Genomic DNA, 16874 nt, shown 5'->3' with positions numbered 1-16874 from the left:
AAAGTGAGGATAAACATTGCAAGTAAACAACAGCCCCGCTCCATGGCGGGCCGTACACAGCGGAGAAGAAAAACCCATTTACATTTATTCTGCTTACAGCGAAGCGGAAAAAGAGAAATTTCCTTATTCAAACGGAAGGCTTATCGCGGCCGTTTTCAACTTAAGTTCATACTCACAGCGGATCAACGCGGCAATGATGGCGAAAGCCCCGGAACTTTTTGAGGCGGCCGAAACGGCTCTCCGCCTGCTCCGGGGAGAAAGTGCTGAAGAAAAAGAAGCGTTCATAAATGAGCTCGAAAGCCTCATACATGAAGTGAATATCCTGAAAAAGACGGAGGACGTAAAACATGAATCCTAAAAAACTGTCAGACATTGAACATACAACATTAAAAAGCCAGCTGGAAGAAGGCAAGGTGCGGGTGATTATTGTAGACGGGCTGAAGAATGAAGCCTGGCTCGCCGAGGCGCCGGAGCACGGCAAAACGCTTGTCGAAACGAGAAAAGGCGACCTGGCCCGTGTCGAATATGAAATCGGCTTTAAATTGAATTAATCGAGAAAACAAAATACGTCCAAGACGGAAAGCCTGCGGACACTGATCAATCGCGCATATGCTGCGCATTGGTTGGTGTCCTTTTTTTGTCCGAAAAAGAGGAGGATCTATGATGGAAGACTTACTATTTGAATATAAACGCACGCTGAAAGAGACGAAAAAATGGTACAAGCAGCTGGGGGAAGCCGATGAAGCGGCGCTGACTTCAGAAGAACTGAAAGATAAAAAAATCATCAGAACGATCATTACAGATTTGGAATATATCACCGAATGGCTTGAAAAAGGCCGGCAGCCCGGCATAAGAAGAGCAATAGACCGCAGAGACGCTTATCAGAGGATGCTGATTAAAGATCCGAGCATCATAGATACCTATTCACAGGCGCTGATGTTCGAACCTTCCGGGAATGTGACTGAAGAAGACAGAATCAGACTGCGGGAAGCATTAGCCGTTTTAACGGAAAGAGAAAAAGAAATACTGCTGCTCCACAAAGCGGAATGCTTTTCATATGAACGGATCGCCGCATTGCTGAATGTAAAAAAATCAACCGTACAGACGACGGTCAAACGGGCGCTTCTAAAAATTCAAAAACAGCAGGAACAAAGAAATCAGTCGCCTGCTTAAAATGTTGTCATACGTTTGCCACTTAGAAGTGAACAGACGATTACAAAAAGCGGCCCGAAAGAAGCCGCTTTTTATTATAGACATCCATGTCGGAGGTGGCGGTGATGCCGTAGCATGAAAAACGCAAAAAGAGAACAGGCATTTACAATCTATCAGTCTCATAAAGGCCGCATCACAAACCGCGCCCTTGCCGGCAAATCAGGCGTGTCCGCAAGAACGATCGGCAGATGGAAAAAAGAAGGGCGCTGGGACGAGGCGCTCGATAAGAACGCGGAAAGCGGCGGGAAAATCGCCCCGGCCGAAAGTGATGAGTTAAACGAACGGCAGCGGCTGTTTTGTCTTTATTATGTGAAAAGCTTTAACGCCACCCAATCTGCGATAAAAGCCGGGTATTCACCGGAAAGCGCGCATGTCACGGGAAGCAGGCTGTTAAAAAACGAAAAAGTCGCCAAAGAAATCAGCCGCATGAAAAAGGAAATGGTCAATAAAGTGTTTGTCGAAGCGATGGACGTTCTTCAAGTCTATGTGAAAATCGCTTTTGCCGACATTACCGATTATGTAACCTTCGGAAAAAAAGAGGTTCAGGCCTTCGGAAAATCAGGGCCGCTCTTTGACGAAAATGATAATCCGATTATGCAGGAGATCAGCTACGTTGATGTTAAAGATTCGAATCTGCTGGACGGAACGATCGTCACGGAGGCAAAACTCGGGAAAGAAGGCATTGCAATCAAACTTGCCGACAAAATGAAGGCTCTTGAAAAGCTGTCTTTGTACTTTGACCTTTTCCCCGATCAATTTAAACAAAAAATTGAAAATGAAAAATTAAAGCTGGCGCAGCAGAAGCTGGAAAAATCAGAAGACAGCCAAAAGCCGATTGACATTGTCATTACGCGGAAAGAGGAACGGCCATGATTGAAAAAGCGGTCAACCCGCGCTTTGAAGATTATTTGTTCAATTGGAATGAAACATACCAATTTCTCGTCGGAGGCTATGGGTCGTCAAAAAGCTATCATACCGCGCTGAAAATCATCTTGAAGCTGCTTCGTGAAAAGCGGACGGCGCTTGTGGTGCGGGAAGTTTTCGATACGCACAGAGATTCTACCTTTGCCTTGTTTGAGGACATTATCGAGGAGCTTGAGCTGGGACATGCCGTAAAGGCCGTATCTTCACCGATGCAGCTGAGATTTTCAAACGGAAGCCGGATTATGTTTAAGGGGATGGACAACCCGGCCAAATTGAAATCCATTCATCATATTTCTCTGATTTGGATTGAAGAATGCTCAGAAGTGAAATATGAAGGCTTTAAGGAGCTGATCGGCCGTCTGCGCCATCCCGAGCTTTCGCTTCATATGATATGCACCACAAATCCCGTCGGCACTTCCAATTGGACGTACCGGCATTTTTTTCGTGATGAGCAAAAAAAACGGTTCGTTTTGGATGATCAGATGCTGTATGAAAAAGGCACCGTCGTTAAGGGAGATACGTATTACCATCATTCCACTGCGTGCGACAATCTGTTTTTGCCGAAAAGCTATATTAAGCAGCTGGACAGCTTACGGCAATACGATCCCGATTTGTACCGGATCGCCCGCAAAGGACAGTTCGGCGTGAACGGCATCCGTGTATTTCCGCAATTTCAGGTCCTGGAGCACAACGAAGTAACTGAGCGGATTGCCGCCATCAGGCGCCCTCTGTTTCGGACGGGCATGGATTTCGGTTTTGAAGAGTCATACAATGCGGTCATCCGGCTTGCCGTCGATCCCGATCAAAAAGAGCTTTATATTTTCTGGGAGTATTACAAAAACAAAATGACCGATGACCAGACAGCTGAAGAGCTTCAGGAATTGGCGGATCAAAAAGAGCTGATCAAAGCGGATTCGGCCGAGCCGAAAAGCATCCAATATTTCCGCAGGCAGGGCTTTTGCATGGTCGCGGCCAAAAAATTTCCCGGCTCAAGGCTCCAGTATACGAAAAAGCTGAAACGGTTCAGACACATCTATTGCTCAGACAGCTGTGAAAATACGATCCGCGAATTGCAGAACTTAACATATGCGAAAAACAAAAACGGCGCTCTGTCGGAAGATGAGTTTTCAATTGATCCCCACACACTTTCAGCCATTTGGTACGCGCTGGATGATTATGACGCGGCGGATCTGAAAGAGTCATCGCAAAAACGGATGCGTCCGAATCGGGAAAGGAGGAGGTAAACGTTGCCCAACAATCAAAACGTTAGAGCCACCGTCATTAAATCAAAAATAGCCGCGCCGCAGGCAAGGCAGATGCACGAAGATCAATTTGCCGATCTGTACGGAGAAGATATCATTTCACCGCCCTATAATCTGATCGAGCTGAAAACGATCGCCGAATACTCGACCATTCTTCAGCAGTGCATTGACGCATACCGGGTTAATATTACGGGTTTTGGATTCGATGTGGAATATACCTTTGACGTAAATAGTTCAGATTGCTCTCCGGGCAAAAAGGAGCGGGCCGAAAAAAACTGGATGAAGCTGGAGAGCTTTTACAAATGTCTTCATTTTGATGAATCGGCTGAGACGATCCTCGGATATGCGATAGAAGACCGTGAAAAAACAGGCAACGGTTTTCTCGAGGTGCTCCGGGACGGGCTGGGAAAACCGGCGGGGATTGAATATCTGGATGTAAAGCATATGCGGGTATGCGGTGTGACTGATCCTGTTGAGGTCGCGTTTTCCTATGAAGAAAACGGCGCATCCAAAACGATTAAAAGGCAAAAACGGTTCCGTAAATATGTTCAGATGCTGAACGGACGGAAAGTGTTTTTCAAAGAATACGGCGATCCCCGCATGATGGACATGAGAACCGGCGAATACGTAAAAACCCTGCCTGAAAAGTACAGGGCAAATGAAGCCGTTCACTTGAAAATCGGAAGCGGCACGTACGGTATTCCGCGCTGGGTCGGCAATATCGTCAACTTGTACGGCGCCCGGAAAGCGGAAGAACTGAATTTTATGTATTTCAAACAGGGCCGCCACGTACCGGCTGCCATTACGGTTGAAAACGGCATGCTGTCTGAAGCATCGTACAAAGAGCTACACGATTATATGAATGACCTTGAAGGGGTGGAAAACGCCCACAAATTTTTGCTGATTGAGGCGGAAGGCATTGCGAAGGAAAAAGACCTTCACGGAGGCGAAGACATTACGCCTGTGTCTGTGGAAATTAAATCACTTGCGGAAATTCTGCAGGAGGATGCGCTGTTTCTTGAATATGACGACAAAAGCAGAAATAAACTCCGCTCCGCGTTTCGTCTCCCGCCGCTTTATACGGGCGAGGCGCAGGAATACAACAAAGCCACAGCCGATACGGCACGCAAAATCACGGAGGAGCAGGTGTTTCAGCCGGAGCGGAAAACGCTGATTAATAAGCTCAACACGTTATTTTTGCCTGAACTGGGTCTCCACGATGTACAGCTCACATTAAAGGGGCCTGATTTTCGCGATCCGCTTGAAATTGCGAAGGTGCTTACGCCATTTATTTCCGCCGGCGCGGTCTCTCCTAATGACCTCCGTGATCTGGCCGGAAGAGTGCTCGGCAAGACGCTTGAGGAATGGCCTGAAGAGTACTACAGCCGGCCGGTGCTGAAAGGGAAAAAGGAGCAATCCTGAAAGGGGGTGAAAACATCTCGTGCCGAGAGAATTGAGAAATGCCGTCATCAGTTTTGTGAGCTATGTCGATAAGGCGGCGAACCAAACGGAATTTTTTTTCACAAAAGCAGCCGGAGGCCTTCCGTCATTTGAAAAAAAGGTGCAGGTGTTTACAAAAAGCGAATCGGATGAGCAGAAGCTTGTTTACGGCATCGTTTACGAGCCGGATGTCCCGGATGCCCATGGCGATTATATGACGGCTGAAGAGATTGAAAAGGCCGCTCACGGTTTTTTGGCGGACGCCCGCAACATCGATACAAATCATAATTTTGAAGGCGGGACCGGCGAGGTGGTGGAGTCGTACGTCGCCCCGGATGACTTTGAAATCGGGAATGCTGTGATCCGGAAAGGATCTTGGGTGCTTGTCACCAAAGCTTCGGATGAAGTATGGGATCAGATTAAAGCCGGTATCATTACGGGCTACAGCATGGCGGGAACCGCTGACGTTTACGAAGAGCCGGCAGAAAAGCAAGCCGGCTTATTCGGCGCGGTCAAGCAATTTCTCGACCGTGACCGCAAATCAAGAAACCGCAAGGGAGAGGACTTGAACAAGATGAGAAAAGAAGACGTAAGAGAATCGATTGAACACGCGCTGCACCCGCTTTTAAAGCGGCTTGACAGCTTGGACCAAAACACGGAAGACAAAGACGGGGCGGCTGCGCCGTCTGATGAAGAAAAGCTGAAAACGCTTGTTGAGGACATGCTGGCGCCGATTATTAAACGCATTGAAGCGCTTGAAAAAGTAAGAGGCGCATCAAAGCAGCCGGAAGAAGAGACGGGCGGCCAAGAGCCTGTTAAAAAATCCATTTGGAGCGGACTGCTTTAAGCCCAGTCAGAAGGAGGAACTGTAGAGTGAGAAATCAAGATATCATCAGAAAGGCGGAAATGTCACTTTCCGCTTTAAAAAGCGGCGGTTTAATGAACCCCGCACAAGCTTCAGCATTTATCCGCATGGTGCAGAACACGCCGACTATTTTCAGCGAATCGCGTGTGATTCAAATGGAAAATGACTCGCAGAAATTTGAAAAAATCGGTTTCGGCCAGCGGATTCTGCGTGCCGCTGAGGAAGGAAAAGCCTTAACTGACGATCAGCTGACCGTCCCGGCAACAAGTACGGTGCAGCTGAATACGAAAGAAGTCATTGCGGAAATTAATATCACCTATGACACGCTTGAAAATAATATTGAAAAAGACGGCCTGCAGCAGACGATCATGCAGATTTTGGCGGAGCGGGCGGCAGTCGATATTGAGGAGCTTGTCGTAAACGGCGATACATCTTCTTCTGATCCGTATTTGGCACAGCTTGACGGAATCCGTAAACAGACTGTGTCTCACGTCATCGACGGAAACGGGGAAGAACTGTCCAGAGCTACATTTAAAAAAGGTTTAAAAGCCATTCCGGCAAAATATTTACGCCTGCCTCAGGAATTCAGATTTTACACGTCTCAAGGCATGGAGATTGAATGGAAAGACCGTGTGGCTGACCGTCAGACCAACCTGGGTGATCTTGCGGTGCAGGGCGGTTTATCCTCAGCATTCGGCGTTCCGGTCAAAGGGGTTTCCAACCTGCAGCCGTACTCAGTCGGGGAAGGTGATTCCCAGTACGATGCGTCTGACATCATTTTGACTCATCCGAAAAATATCATTCTCGGTTTTTCACGGAATATCAGAATCGAAGTAGATAAAGATATCCGCAGCCGCAAATTTATTATCGTACTGACGGCTAAACTTGACAGCAAATTTGAAGAAGAAGATGCAAGCGCCAAAATCGTAAACGTTAAAGAATAAGCCGGGGGTGGCAGTTATGTTAATTCAGCCGTCTGACGTTGTCTCATATTCAGTTTATGATGAAGTCAAAAACAGGCCGGAGCCGCTGCTTATACAGGACATTCTGGAGGCGGAAGCGGAAGCGGCCAGAATGGCGGGGCACTCGTTCACTGATCCTGTTTACTCACCGCTTCCCGAGAAGGTTAAGCTTGCGTTATTAAAGCTTTCTCAATATTTTGCGCTGATCAATCAGAATGAAGCCGCCGCTTCCGCCTATCAATCTGAAAAGATAGGCGACTATTCCTATACAGTGTCTGGTGAAGGCGGAATCCGAAAACCGGCGGTATACCATTTGCTCTGTGAATATATCGCGCCGGGCTATTCCCCGGTTTCTATAAGCGCTAAGGTGAGACCGTTATGAGCTATGAACGGCTGCTCACTGACAGATGCGATATTTATCATGAGACGGTGTCAGCTCCGAAGGCCGGGCGCTTCGGCATTCCCGCTGAAAAGCTCCAGCCTGTTTTTACTTATCCGGACGTTCCCGACGCTGAAGAAGTGCCGTGCCTGTTTGTTGAAAAACAGCAGCGGCTTATTCAGCTTGCGCCTGATCATAAAGTATATCAGCGGTTTCTCGTTCATTTTCCAAAAGAGGCTGCAGTGCGTGTGAATGACAAAATCATTTGGGAAGGACAGGCGTATATTCTGGAAATGCCGAAGAAAGCAAGACAGCACCATTGGGAGGCCATCGCTGTGAGAGATGACAGACTATGAGCAAAAAGAGCCTGGAAAAATGGAATCGGTCGCTGCAAAAGGCATCATCCGGAGAATTTGCCCGTCAGGCTGGCCGATGGCTGGAACAATCAGGGGAGGATTTTCTCGACCTGGTACGGGAGGAGCTTATGCATTCGGGAGGGATTGATACAGAAAACCTGCTGTCTTCCTTCCGAAAAGGAGCGCAGGATCATGTATGGATCATTGAAAACGGGGGACTGACCCTTGAAATCGGCACCAATGTAGAGTATGCCTCATTCATAAATGACGGACATTGGACCGTCTCAGATGAAAATGTCAGATGGGTGCCCGGGTATTTTCAAGGCTCCCGGTTCATCTATGATCCGTCAGCTTCAACCGGAATGGCCCTTAAAAAACAGTGGATCAGCGGGAATGGGTTTTGGGACAAAGCCCTTCTTATGTATGAAACAATCTTTGCCGGTTCGCTGGACAAGCGCTTCAATCAGTGGCTCAGCACGTTAGGGGGAGATAACGGATGAATCGCGAGACCGGTTCAATCGCCGCTTTTTTGTATCAGCAGTGCGGCGTGCCCGTATATGAAAATGAACTGCCTGAACAATTTCAGGTGCCGTCCCTTTACATCCCGCCCCCGTATGTTTTTGACGAGAATGACACAGTTTCCACCTTTAAGAAGACATACAGTCTGAATGTGAAGCTGTTTCATGCTGACTCGGTGCAGGCGCTCTCTGCAGCCGACCGGATCGCTGATGCGGTGAGAGAATCAAGACAGATCATTCCGCTGCTTACGGAATCAGGAGAGGATACGGGTGATTTCGTCCGCATCAGCCGTATCGAAACAAGAGTCGGAGACAAAGGCGAGGCAGTGATCACCATCCGCTGGACGAGCCGCTACTACTATCAGAAACAAACATCTCCCGCACTGCGGGATGTGGACATTAACAGCGGGGTGAAACAAAAGTGAAAGAACATAAAAAGAAAAACGCCGCAACGGCAGAAAGAGCCGTTCTTTTTGACACGGCGGATTTAACAAAGCACGCAAAGGAGCTTTTCGGCGTAAAACCTGAGATTCTCCAGGGGGCTTTATTCGGCGTGAAGCAGAAACAAATGACAAAAGCGCAAGCCCAGACTTACATTCAAGCATTTTTAACCAAGGAGGTCATGCAATAATGAACGGCGGAACATTTACGCAAGGAAAAGAAAAAGAACGTGCCGGGATCTATTTTAACTTTAAGACAACTGCCCAAGAGCGGGTCACAATCGGTGAACGGGGGATTGTCGCCCTTCCCGTCGCATCTAACTGGGGGGAAGCGAAAACATTCGTCTCTATTTCAAGCATTGAAGATTTGAATAAAAAAGTAGGGCTCAGTATTGAAGATCCGTCACTGATTCTGCTGCGCGAGGCGAAAAAGAAAGCAAAAACCGTTTTGATGTACCGTCTGACAGAGGGAATCAGAGCGAGCGCCGATCTTTCGCAAGGTGTAAAAGCAACCGCTTTGTACGGCGGTTCAAAAGGAAATGACATCATCATCCGCATCAGTGAGAACGTCCTTGACCAGACTGCTTTCGATGTGACCACATACATGGATGAAGCGGAAGTTGACAAACAAACGGTGAAAAAAGCCGAAGAATTAAAAGCAAACGGCTATGTCACATTCACGGGAACGGGCGAGCTGTCGGCTTCCATCCCGCTGACAGGCACTGACGAGGAGTCCGGAGAAACGTTAAATCCGCAGGCAGGCATCCGTCTTGCGGGAGGAACTGATAAAGCGCCGGTCAACTCAGACTATACGGATTTTTTAGCTGCGGCTGAAACGGAGAATTTCGATGTCATCGCTCTTCCTGTCGCGGATAACGATCAGCTGAAAGCGACATTTGCCGCATTCATTAAACGCCTTCGCGATGCGCAGGGACAGAAAGTGCAAGGGGTGACTGCCCATTACAACGGAGATTACGAAGGTATCATCAATGTGACTGAGGGCGTCCTGCTTGAAGACGGAACCGAAATTAAAGCTGAAGATGCGACCGCGTGGGTGGCAGGCGCAAGTGCCGGCGCTGCATTTAACCAATCCTTAACTTTCGTTGAATACGAAGGCGCGGTCGATGTGCTGCATCGTCTGACTCATGATGAAGTGATCGAACGCCTTTCCAAAGGTGAATTCCTTTTCTCTTATGACGCCCGTGATAAGTCAGTCAGCGTTGAAAAAGATATCAACTCATTGGTGACATTTACGGCAGAGAAAAACAAAAAGTTCGCGAAAAATAAAATCGTCCGTGTGCTTGATGCGGTGAATAACGATTTGACACGTGAACTGAAAGCCTTAATTAAATCGAAAAAAGGCACCGGAAGCGATCTTCCTGCGACAAACGACGGCCTTCAATTCGTCAAAACGATGATTATTCAATATTTGACAACGCTTCAGGATGCGGGCGGCATCGCTAACTTTGATTCAGATAAAGACATTACAATCGGCCTTAATGAAGACCGCGACGGCTTTTTAATTGATCTCGCCGTGCAGCCTGTGGATGCAGCAGAAAAATTCTACTTTAATGTGGAGGTAAACTAAGATGGCATTAAAAGCGCAAAACACAATTTCAGGAAAAGAAGGCCGTTTATTTCTCGATGGAGAAGAGATGGCGCATATTAAAACCTTTGAAGCAAACGTAGAAAAAAATAAATCAGAAGTAAACATCATGGGACGCCGCATGACGGGGCATAAAACGACTGGCGCCAACGGAACGGGCACGGCGACGTTCTATAAAGTCACATCCAAATTCGCTGTGCTTATGATGGATTACGTGAAAAAAGGCAGCGACCCGTATTTTACGCTGCAAGCCGTTCTTGATGACAAATCATCAGGGCGCGGAACAGAACGCGTCACCCTGTATGACGTCAACTTTGATTCTGCAAAAATCGCCGGACTGGACGTAGACTCAGAGGCGCTTGAAGAAGAAGTGCCGTTTACCTTTGAAGATTTCGATGTGCCGGAAAAGCTTTCTGAAACGTTTTAATCAAAATCAGTATGAATGAAACAGGCCTTGTACAGGCCTGTTTTTTATAAAAAAAAGAGTAAGGGAGTTTTCATCATGAGCGAAAAAAACGAACAAGTATATGATCTGTCATTCTTTATGCCGGGTAAAACAGTCGAGGCTGAGGAGATCCGCGTTCCGCTTTCAAAGCGTTTTGTCGATAAAAAAGGAAACATCGTGCCTTTTATTTTTAAAGCCATTACGACGGAACGCATTGATGAACTGGAAAAGGAAAGCACGACTTATAAAAATGTAAAAGGCAGAGGCCGCGTAAAAGACTTAGACAGCCAGCGTTTTTATGCGCGGATCGCAGTTGAATCTACGATTTACCCTGATTTTCGGTCTAAGGAGCTCCGTGATGCCTACAAAACGGCAGATCCGGTCGAAGTCGCAAAACGCGTTCTTTCCGTCGGCGGCGAATATGCAAATTGGCTGAATAAAGCGATTGAGATCAATGGTTTTGAAGATGAATTAGAAGATCTGGAGCAAGAAGCAAAAAACTGATAAAAGATGGGAATAAGGAAGCCGTGTATCTTTATTACGCGATGCACGAGCTTCATTATTCTCCATCAGAACTGAAAGAGTTATATGAAGCACCGAGGCATTTTAAGGCGCTGCTGTACGGTTTAATCGGTTACAAGCTGGACATTCTTGAAAAACAAGCGAAGAAAGGGGGAGCGACATCATGGCAAAGCTGACCGCCCGTTTTGAATTGGAAGATCGGGTTTCAAAGAAAATAAGGAAAATCCAAAATGGCTTCAGAGCGCTTGAGAAATACAGGAAAATGACAAAACGCCAAAGTGAAATTGATATACGCAAAGAGAGTAAATCTGTTTTAAGAACAATTGACCGCATTCAGCGCTCTATGAAAAGAAAGCTGGGCGCACAAACGATCTCTATTTCAGCTGAAGACGGAGCCAGTGCCGTCATTCAAAAGGTGCAAGCCCAATTAGCGGGTCTGCCTGCGTCTTTAACCATTAAAATAGGAGCAAAAGACAGCGCGACAGCGGCATTTGAGAGATTGCGGAATCTGGCTGCGGGTTTCAAAGGATTTACCGTTTCACTGTATGCGTCAGACGAAGTGACTCCTGCCATGGAACGCATCAAACGCTACATGCAATCTGCGTTAAAAAACGGGTACTCCGTCACTATACGCGTCATAGATCATGTCATGAAAACAGTCGGCCGAATTTCAGCGGGCATTGATTCGCTGACGGGAAAAAACAATGTCATTCAATTATCGTTAAACGAAAAGGTGACAGCACAGCTGGCTGCAATGCAAAAGAATATGCCGGACTTCGGAAAAGCTTCTGCATCCGCTGCTCCTGCTTCGCCGAAAACCGATTTTTCAATGCTTGATTCCGTTGCAGACACCTTCATGAAAAAAGTCAATGACATCGCATCCAAGTTCTATCCGGAAACGATTATCGCGGAACTGGACAAATTCGCCGCAAACTTTATGAAAAAGGCAGACGAAATCGCGAGCAAATTCAGCCCGGCAACGATTTTAACCGAGCTGGACAAGTTCACGACATCATTCATGGGGAAAGTGGACGAAATCGCAAGCAAATTCAGTCCGGAAACGATTTTAACCGAACTGGACAAGTTCACGACATCATTCATGGGAAAAGTGGACGAAATCGCGAGCAAATTCAGCCCGGCAACGATATTAGCAGAGCTGGACAAGTTCACAACGTCATTCATGGGAAAAGTGGACGAGATCGCAAGCAAATTCAGCCCGGCAACAATTTTAGCGGAGCTGGACAAGTTCACGACGTCATTCATGGGAAAAGTGGATGAAATCGCAAGCAAATTCAGCCCGGCAACGATTTTAGCGGAGCTGGACAAGTTCACGACGTCATTCATGGGAAAAGTGGATGAAATCGCAAGCAAGTTCAGCCCGGCAACAATTTTAGCGGAGCTGGACAAGTTCACGACGTCATTCATGGGAAAAGTGGACGAAATCGCAAATAAATTCAGCCCGGCAACGATTTTAGCGGAGCTGGACAAGTTCACGACGTCATTCATGGGAAAAGTGGACGAAATCGCGAGCAAGTTCAGCCCGGAGACAATTTTAACCGAACTGGACAAGTTCACGACGTCATTCATGGGAAAAGTGGACGAAATCGCAAATAAATTCAGCCCGGCAACGATTTTAGCGGAGCTGGACAAGTTCACGACGTCATTCATGGGAAAAGTGGATGAAATCGCAAGTAAATTCAGCCCGGAGACAATTTTAGCAGAGCTGGATAAATTCGCTGATTCGTTTATGAAAAAGATAGATGACGTTGTCAGCAAATTCAGTCCGGAAGCCATATTGAAAGAACTGGATAAATTCACTGATTCATTTATGAAAAAGATAGATAACGTTGTCAGCAAATTCAGTCCGGAAGCCATATTGAAAGAGCTGGATCATTTTACTGATTCGTTTATGAAGAAAGTCGACGACGTTGTCGGTAAATTCAGTCCTGATAAGCTAATCGACCGCGCCGAACAATTTGTAAATGACACGATCGACCGAATTTCTGAGAAATTCGATTTTCTCAATCCGGATAAGATTCTGGAAAAAGTGGAGCAGTTTACATCCTCACTGTTCGGAGGCATTGATAAAAAGTTCGGCAAGTTCAGTCCTGATGCGATCATCGAAAAAGCTGAGGCATTTGTTGATAAAATTGTCGGCAAGATTGCAAAGAAATTTGAGAAATTCAGCCCGGACAAAATCATCGAAAAAGCCGGGGAATTAATAGAAAAAATATTCGCAGGCATCGCCGAAAAATTAGGCAAACTCAATATCGGCGGATTATTAGGCGGCGGCACGAAAAAAGAAAAGAGTAAGGGCGGCCTTTCTGCCGGCGGCTCCAACGGCCCGAAGCGTCCTGATCTGACAAAGGGTTCACAGCGCACGGCAACAGCGCCAAAATCTTCAGGAAAGTCAGCCAAAAAAACCGGCGGGGCCCTTGGGGGATGCTGCTGCTGTACCGGGGTGACAATGGGCAAAAGCAGTAAAGTCGAAGGGCGAAATAAATCTTCGAAAAGAGGCTCCTCTGTAAAGGAAAGCAAACAGGCATCTGTAAACACGCCGAAAACAAAAGGGGCAGGAAAAGGAATCGGCGCATTTTTGAAAGACTTGGGAGGTTCAAAGGCGCTGAAAGGCGGTATGAAAGGGTTGAAAGGTGCCGCTAAAGGAATTCCAGGCATAGGTGAATTGTTGTCACTTACTGATTTGGCCGGCATCAATAAAGATAATGCAGGAGAAAAAGTCGGCTCGGCGGGAGGCGGTCTTGCCGGGGCAGCGGCCGGCGCGGCAATAGGCAGCGTTGTTCCCGGAGTGGGCACATTAATTGGCGGCGCGGTAGGCGGCATCGCCGGCAGTTTAGGCGGTTCCAGCTTAGGAGAGGCCTTTGATTCAGGGGCTCTGAAAGACACGTGGAATGATATTTCCGAAGCGGCACAAAGTGCTTGGACAACAATACAAGATACTTGGGGAAGCGTTTCATCCTGGTTTATGGAAAATGTATGGACGCCGGTTTCAACGGCTGTAGTCGGAGTGGCGACAAGCATCTGGTCAAATATCGTGAATGCATGGACGACGATTCAAGGGATTTTCGGCACGGTGTCATCCTGGTTCATGGAGAATGTATGGACGCCGGTTTCAACGGCAGTAGTCGGAGTGGCGACAAGCATCTGGTCAAATATCGTGAATGCGTGGACGACGATTCAAGGTGTCTTCAGCACAGTATCCGGCTGGTTTATGAGCACTGTCTGGGAGCCCGTAAAATCGGCTGTAGTCGGAGTAGCGACGTCCATTTGGAGTAAAATCACAGGAGCTTGGGATAAAATTAAATCTGTTTTCAGTACGGTATCCGGCTGGTTCATGGATACTGTCTGGAACCCGGTGAAAGACATGGTGGAGAAAGTCGGAAAAGGAATATCAGACGCTTTCACGACTGCTTTAGATACGGTAAAGGATATATGGAAAGGGTTAAGCGGCTGGTTTGAGAAAAATATAAAAGAACCTCTTGTAAAAGTGGGAACAGCCATATCAGATGCTTTTTCTGCAGCATTCGACTGGGTGAAAAAGATTTGGGATAAAACCGGCGGCAAATTGATTTCAGGCGTAATGGACTTCGTCACAGGCGGCGGAGATAAAAAGAAAAAACCGGACAAAAACGCCACAGGCGGCTACATTACAAAGCCGACCATTTCGTGGATCGGTGAAGCCGGTAAAGAATTTGTTATTCCCGTTGACAACAACCGCGGGCGCGGGAAAATGCTGCTTTCACAAGCTGCGTCTAAGCTCGGCATGCGTGTCGTCGACGATATGGGCGCGGCTTCGGCTCAGTCTTCCGCTGCACCGGCGGGAGCGGGCGGTGTTTCTTCTTCGGCGTCTGTATCGGCCGCTGCGTCTATGGATGCTTCCGGATTTGCCGGGACGGCTTCATCACTCGGCAAACAGTTTACAGAAGGCTTTGACAGCGGGATCAGCAATAAAGCGGTGGATATGGACGGCTGGAAAGAGAAAAATATCAGTACGCCGTTTAACGCCCTCATTTCGTCTTCGCCCGATTACGGAAAGCAAGTCGTTGCGGGCTATGTGAAAGGTCAGAATACGTCACAGACGGGCACCGATTCGTTTTTAAAAACAAAGGTGAAAACACCTTATCAATCGGCGGTCAATCAATCGTCCTCGTGGGGAACCGCCACAGTTAAAGGATTTTCGGCCGGACAGAATGCAAAAGATACGGGAACCGCGCAATACGTGAGCACACACATCAATAAACCGTTTGTGCAATCAAGAGATTCTGCGAACGGCTGGGGGTCAGGCCTGATCGGACACTTCGTATCAGGGATGACTGCGAAAGGAAGCGAAGTCAAACAGGCGGCCAAAGATTTGGCCAAAAAAGTCGAGGACGCATTCAGGGAAGAGCTTGATATTCACTCTCCTTCCCGTGTCATGATGAGTCTCGGACGCTTTGCTTCAGTCGGCGTCGTCAAAGGGCTCAGCTCAGTTGACGTGAAAAAATACGCCGAAAAACAGGCAGGCTCGCTTGCAGCGGCCTTTTCCGGCATGGGTGCAGCGGGAGGAAGCGTCAAAGAGTGGCTATTGGCCGCAATGAAAGCGACCAATACTCCGATCAGCTGGCTTCCCGGATTAATGACGATCGCACAGAATGAATCAGGCGGCAATCCTAATTCCATTAACTTATGGGACAGCAACGCCAAAGCCGGACACCCGTCACAGGGCTTAATGCAGACAATTCCGAGCACCTTTGAATCTCACAAAGCGCCGGGAATGAATGATATCAGAAATCCAATCCACAACGCCGCTGCCGCTATCGGCTATATTAAAAGCAGATACGGCTCGATCAACAATGTGCCGGGGATTAAGAGTATGGCGCGCGGCGGCCCATACGTCGGTTATGCCAACGGAGGTCTGATTACGAAGGAGCAGATCGCCCGTGTCGGCGAAGGGAACAAACGGGAGTGGATCATCCCTGAAGAACGGGGCATCCGCGGCCGTTATCTGCTTCAAAAAGCGGCTCAAGCGCTCGGCATGGAAGTGTCCGATCCGTCTCAGACGGAACCGGCGGCACTTTCAGCCGGCACGGTATCCGCAGCTGTTAAAGGCGGCGGACAAACCGTTCAAAAAACGGGAACAAAAGAAATTAAAATCGAATTCAGCGGCGATCAGCATTTCCATAACGGACAGGACGCCGACAGCCTCGCCGCCAAAATCAAACAGGCGCTGATTGATGAACTGCAAAAAGACATTTATACCGGAGCAAAGGGGGCTGTTGCTTTTGACTAAATCTGTTTACGAATTTTGGCTGTCACAGGGGAAGGACAAGCTTCGGCTTCCCGTTCTCCCTGAAGCGATTGATATCGCAAACAGCGTGCAGAATGATTCCGTGAAAGTCACGGGTCTTGGAGAGGTGACGTTTATTGAAGAACCGGGAGCGAAAGAAATTTCGTTCTCTTCTTTTTTTCCGAAACGATACACCCCGATTGCCGAATATCAAAGCATTCCTTCACCGGAAAAAGCCATTTCAGCCATTGAAACATGGATGAAAGCGAAAAAACCCGTTCAGTTTTTGATTACAGGGACAAAAATCAATGTCACATGCAGTATTGAAAGTTTCAATTACAGCGAAGGTGACAATGAAATCGGCGACCGGAATTTTGATATCGTACTGAAAGAATATAAAACCGCTTCGCCAAGAAAAATCAAACAAAAGAAAAAAACGAAAGCGAAGCGCCCGTCCAAAGCTTCACCCAAAACCTATACCGTCAAAAAAGGGGATACACTTTGGGACATCGCCGGCAAGTTTTACGGAAACCACACGGAGTGGCGGAAAATCTGGAACGCGAATAAAACCGCCATGATTAAGCGCAGCAAACGGAATATCCGGCAGCCGGGGCATTGGATCTTCCCGGGGCAGAAGCTAAAGATACCGCAATGAAACG

The 16874-nt window shown here is 47.6% G+C and carries 19 protein-coding genes; all 19 read left to right on the top strand.

Going from position 1 to position 16874, the window contains the following annotated elements:
• Positions 1-16 precede the first annotated feature (16 nt).
• The 19 genes from ACXN9U_RS08355 (at position 17) to ACXN9U_RS08265 (ending at position 16870) form a co-directional block, all read left to right on the top strand.
• Complete coding sequence (locus ACXN9U_RS08355) at positions 17-358, top strand: hypothetical protein (RefSeq protein ID WP_060963016.1); 342 nt, start codon at positions 17-19, stop codon at positions 356-358.
• A complete protein-coding gene (locus tag ACXN9U_RS08350) occupies positions 348-551 on the top strand; it encodes an XtrA/YqaO family protein (protein WP_045925401.1) in 204 nt (67 codons plus the stop codon). The genes ACXN9U_RS08355 and ACXN9U_RS08350 overlap by 11 nt, the downstream gene beginning before the upstream one ends.
• Positions 552-663: 112 nt before the next feature.
• Positions 664-1173 (top strand): sigma-70 family RNA polymerase sigma factor, encoded by a 510-nt coding sequence (locus tag ACXN9U_RS08345; RefSeq protein WP_060963015.1) that lies wholly within the window; start codon positions 664-666, stop codon positions 1171-1173.
• 114 nt (positions 1174-1287) lie between these two features.
• Complete coding sequence (locus ACXN9U_RS08340; RefSeq protein ID WP_016936453.1) at positions 1288-2085, top strand: terminase small subunit; 798 nt, start codon at positions 1288-1290, stop codon at positions 2083-2085.
• The gene (locus ACXN9U_RS08335) at positions 2082-3380 is read left to right on the top strand and encodes a PBSX family phage terminase large subunit (RefSeq protein ID WP_060963014.1); all 1299 of its coding nucleotides are present in this window, start codon (positions 2082-2084) and stop codon (positions 3378-3380) included. Before ACXN9U_RS08340 ends, ACXN9U_RS08335 begins: the two co-directional genes overlap by 4 nt.
• Positions 3381-3383: 3 nt before the next feature.
• On the top strand, positions 3384-4820 hold the full coding sequence (locus ACXN9U_RS08330) for a phage portal protein (RefSeq protein ID WP_060963013.1): 1437 nt from the start codon (positions 3384-3386) through the stop codon (positions 4818-4820).
• Between the two features lie 19 nt (positions 4821-4839).
• Positions 4840-5685, top strand: coding sequence for an XkdF-like putative serine protease domain-containing protein (locus ACXN9U_RS08325; protein WP_060963012.1), 846 nt, complete (start codon positions 4840-4842; stop codon positions 5683-5685).
• A 26-nt stretch (positions 5686-5711) separates the two neighbouring features.
• Positions 5712-6647, top strand: a complete 936-nt coding sequence (locus ACXN9U_RS08320) for a phage major capsid protein (protein ID WP_007407274.1) — start codon at positions 5712-5714, stop codon at positions 6645-6647.
• Positions 6648-6663: 16 nt separating this feature from the next.
• Positions 6664-7047 (top strand): protein YqbG, encoded by a 384-nt coding sequence (gene yqbG / locus ACXN9U_RS08315; RefSeq protein ID WP_016936449.1) that lies wholly within the window; start codon positions 6664-6666, stop codon positions 7045-7047.
• The gene (locus ACXN9U_RS08310; RefSeq protein WP_060963011.1) at positions 7044-7400 is read left to right on the top strand and encodes a DUF3599 family protein; all 357 of its coding nucleotides are present in this window, start codon (positions 7044-7046) and stop codon (positions 7398-7400) included. The genes yqbG and ACXN9U_RS08310 overlap by 4 nt, the downstream gene beginning before the upstream one ends.
• Positions 7397-7900, top strand: a complete 504-nt coding sequence (locus ACXN9U_RS08305; RefSeq protein WP_060963010.1) for an HK97 gp10 family phage protein — start codon at positions 7397-7399, stop codon at positions 7898-7900. The genes ACXN9U_RS08310 and ACXN9U_RS08305 overlap by 4 nt, the downstream gene beginning before the upstream one ends.
• Positions 7897-8343, top strand: coding sequence for a hypothetical protein (locus tag ACXN9U_RS08300; protein ID WP_016936446.1), 447 nt, complete (start codon positions 7897-7899; stop codon positions 8341-8343). Before ACXN9U_RS08305 ends, ACXN9U_RS08300 begins: the two co-directional genes overlap by 4 nt.
• Positions 8340-8549, top strand: coding sequence for a YqzN/YkzM domain-containing protein (locus tag ACXN9U_RS08295; protein ID WP_016936445.1), 210 nt, complete (start codon positions 8340-8342; stop codon positions 8547-8549). Before ACXN9U_RS08300 ends, ACXN9U_RS08295 begins: the two co-directional genes overlap by 4 nt.
• The gene (locus tag ACXN9U_RS08290) at positions 8549-9946 is read left to right on the top strand and encodes a phage tail sheath family protein (protein ID WP_045925721.1); all 1398 of its coding nucleotides are present in this window, start codon (positions 8549-8551) and stop codon (positions 9944-9946) included. The genes ACXN9U_RS08295 and ACXN9U_RS08290 overlap by 1 nt, the downstream gene beginning before the upstream one ends.
• 1 nt (position 9947) lies before the next feature.
• Complete coding sequence (locus ACXN9U_RS08285) at positions 9948-10391, top strand: phage tail tube protein (protein ID WP_003154837.1); 444 nt, start codon at positions 9948-9950, stop codon at positions 10389-10391.
• A 75-nt stretch (positions 10392-10466) separates the two neighbouring features.
• A complete protein-coding gene (locus tag ACXN9U_RS08280; protein ID WP_003154836.1) occupies positions 10467-10913 on the top strand; it encodes a phage tail assembly chaperone in 447 nt (148 codons plus the stop codon).
• A gap of 41 nt (positions 10914-10954) precedes the next feature.
• A complete protein-coding gene (locus ACXN9U_RS08275; RefSeq protein WP_015239684.1) occupies positions 10955-11107 on the top strand; it encodes a hypothetical protein in 153 nt (50 codons plus the stop codon).
• Positions 11095-16218 carry a transglycosylase SLT domain-containing protein gene (locus ACXN9U_RS08270; RefSeq protein WP_489202418.1) on the top strand — a complete coding sequence of 1708 codons (5124 nt, stop codon included), beginning with the start codon at positions 11095-11097 and terminating at the stop codon, positions 16216-16218. The genes ACXN9U_RS08275 and ACXN9U_RS08270 overlap by 13 nt, the downstream gene beginning before the upstream one ends.
• On the top strand, positions 16211-16870 hold the full coding sequence (locus ACXN9U_RS08265; protein ID WP_016936442.1) for a LysM peptidoglycan-binding domain-containing protein: 660 nt from the start codon (positions 16211-16213) through the stop codon (positions 16868-16870). The genes ACXN9U_RS08270 and ACXN9U_RS08265 overlap by 8 nt, the downstream gene beginning before the upstream one ends.
• The last annotated feature ends 4 nt before the right edge of the window (positions 16871-16874 follow it).

The organism is Bacillus sp. BACIII (genome assembly GCF_057836745.1).
The sequence above is the reverse complement of the archived record's forward strand: the minus strand, read 5'-3'. Positions and strand labels throughout refer to the sequence as shown.

Bases quoted from the DNA above. Each gene is read 5' to 3' on its own strand.
- ACXN9U_RS08350 (WP_045925401.1), top strand. From the start codon at position 348: ATGAATCCTAAAAAACTGTCAGACATTGAACATACAACATTAAAAAGC.
- ACXN9U_RS08345 (WP_060963015.1), top strand. From the start codon at position 664: ATGGAAGACTTACTATTTGAATATAAACGCACGCTGAAAGAGACGAAA.
- ACXN9U_RS08340 (WP_016936453.1), top strand. From the start codon at position 1,288: ATGAAAAACGCAAAAAGAGAACAGGCATTTACAATCTATCAGTCTCAT.
- ACXN9U_RS08335 (WP_060963014.1), top strand. From the start codon at position 2,082: ATGATTGAAAAAGCGGTCAACCCGCGCTTTGAAGATTATTTGTTCAAT.
- yqbG (WP_016936449.1), top strand. From the start codon at position 6,664: ATGTTAATTCAGCCGTCTGACGTTGTCTCATATTCAGTTTATGATGAA.
- ACXN9U_RS08310 (WP_060963011.1), top strand. From the start codon at position 7,044: ATGAGCTATGAACGGCTGCTCACTGACAGATGCGATATTTATCATGAG.
- ACXN9U_RS08305 (WP_060963010.1), top strand. From the start codon at position 7,397: ATGAGCAAAAAGAGCCTGGAAAAATGGAATCGGTCGCTGCAAAAGGCA.
- ACXN9U_RS08300 (WP_016936446.1), top strand. From the start codon at position 7,897: ATGAATCGCGAGACCGGTTCAATCGCCGCTTTTTTGTATCAGCAGTGC.
- ACXN9U_RS08290 (WP_045925721.1), top strand. From the start codon at position 8,549: ATGAACGGCGGAACATTTACGCAAGGAAAAGAAAAAGAACGTGCCGGG.
- ACXN9U_RS08285 (WP_003154837.1), top strand. From the start codon at position 9,948: ATGGCATTAAAAGCGCAAAACACAATTTCAGGAAAAGAAGGCCGTTTA.
- ACXN9U_RS08280 (WP_003154836.1), top strand. From the start codon at position 10,467: ATGAGCGAAAAAAACGAACAAGTATATGATCTGTCATTCTTTATGCCG.
- ACXN9U_RS08275 (WP_015239684.1), top strand. From the start codon at position 10,955: ATGCACGAGCTTCATTATTCTCCATCAGAACTGAAAGAGTTATATGAA.
- ACXN9U_RS08270 (WP_489202418.1), top strand. From the start codon at position 11,095: ATGGCAAAGCTGACCGCCCGTTTTGAATTGGAAGATCGGGTTTCAAAG.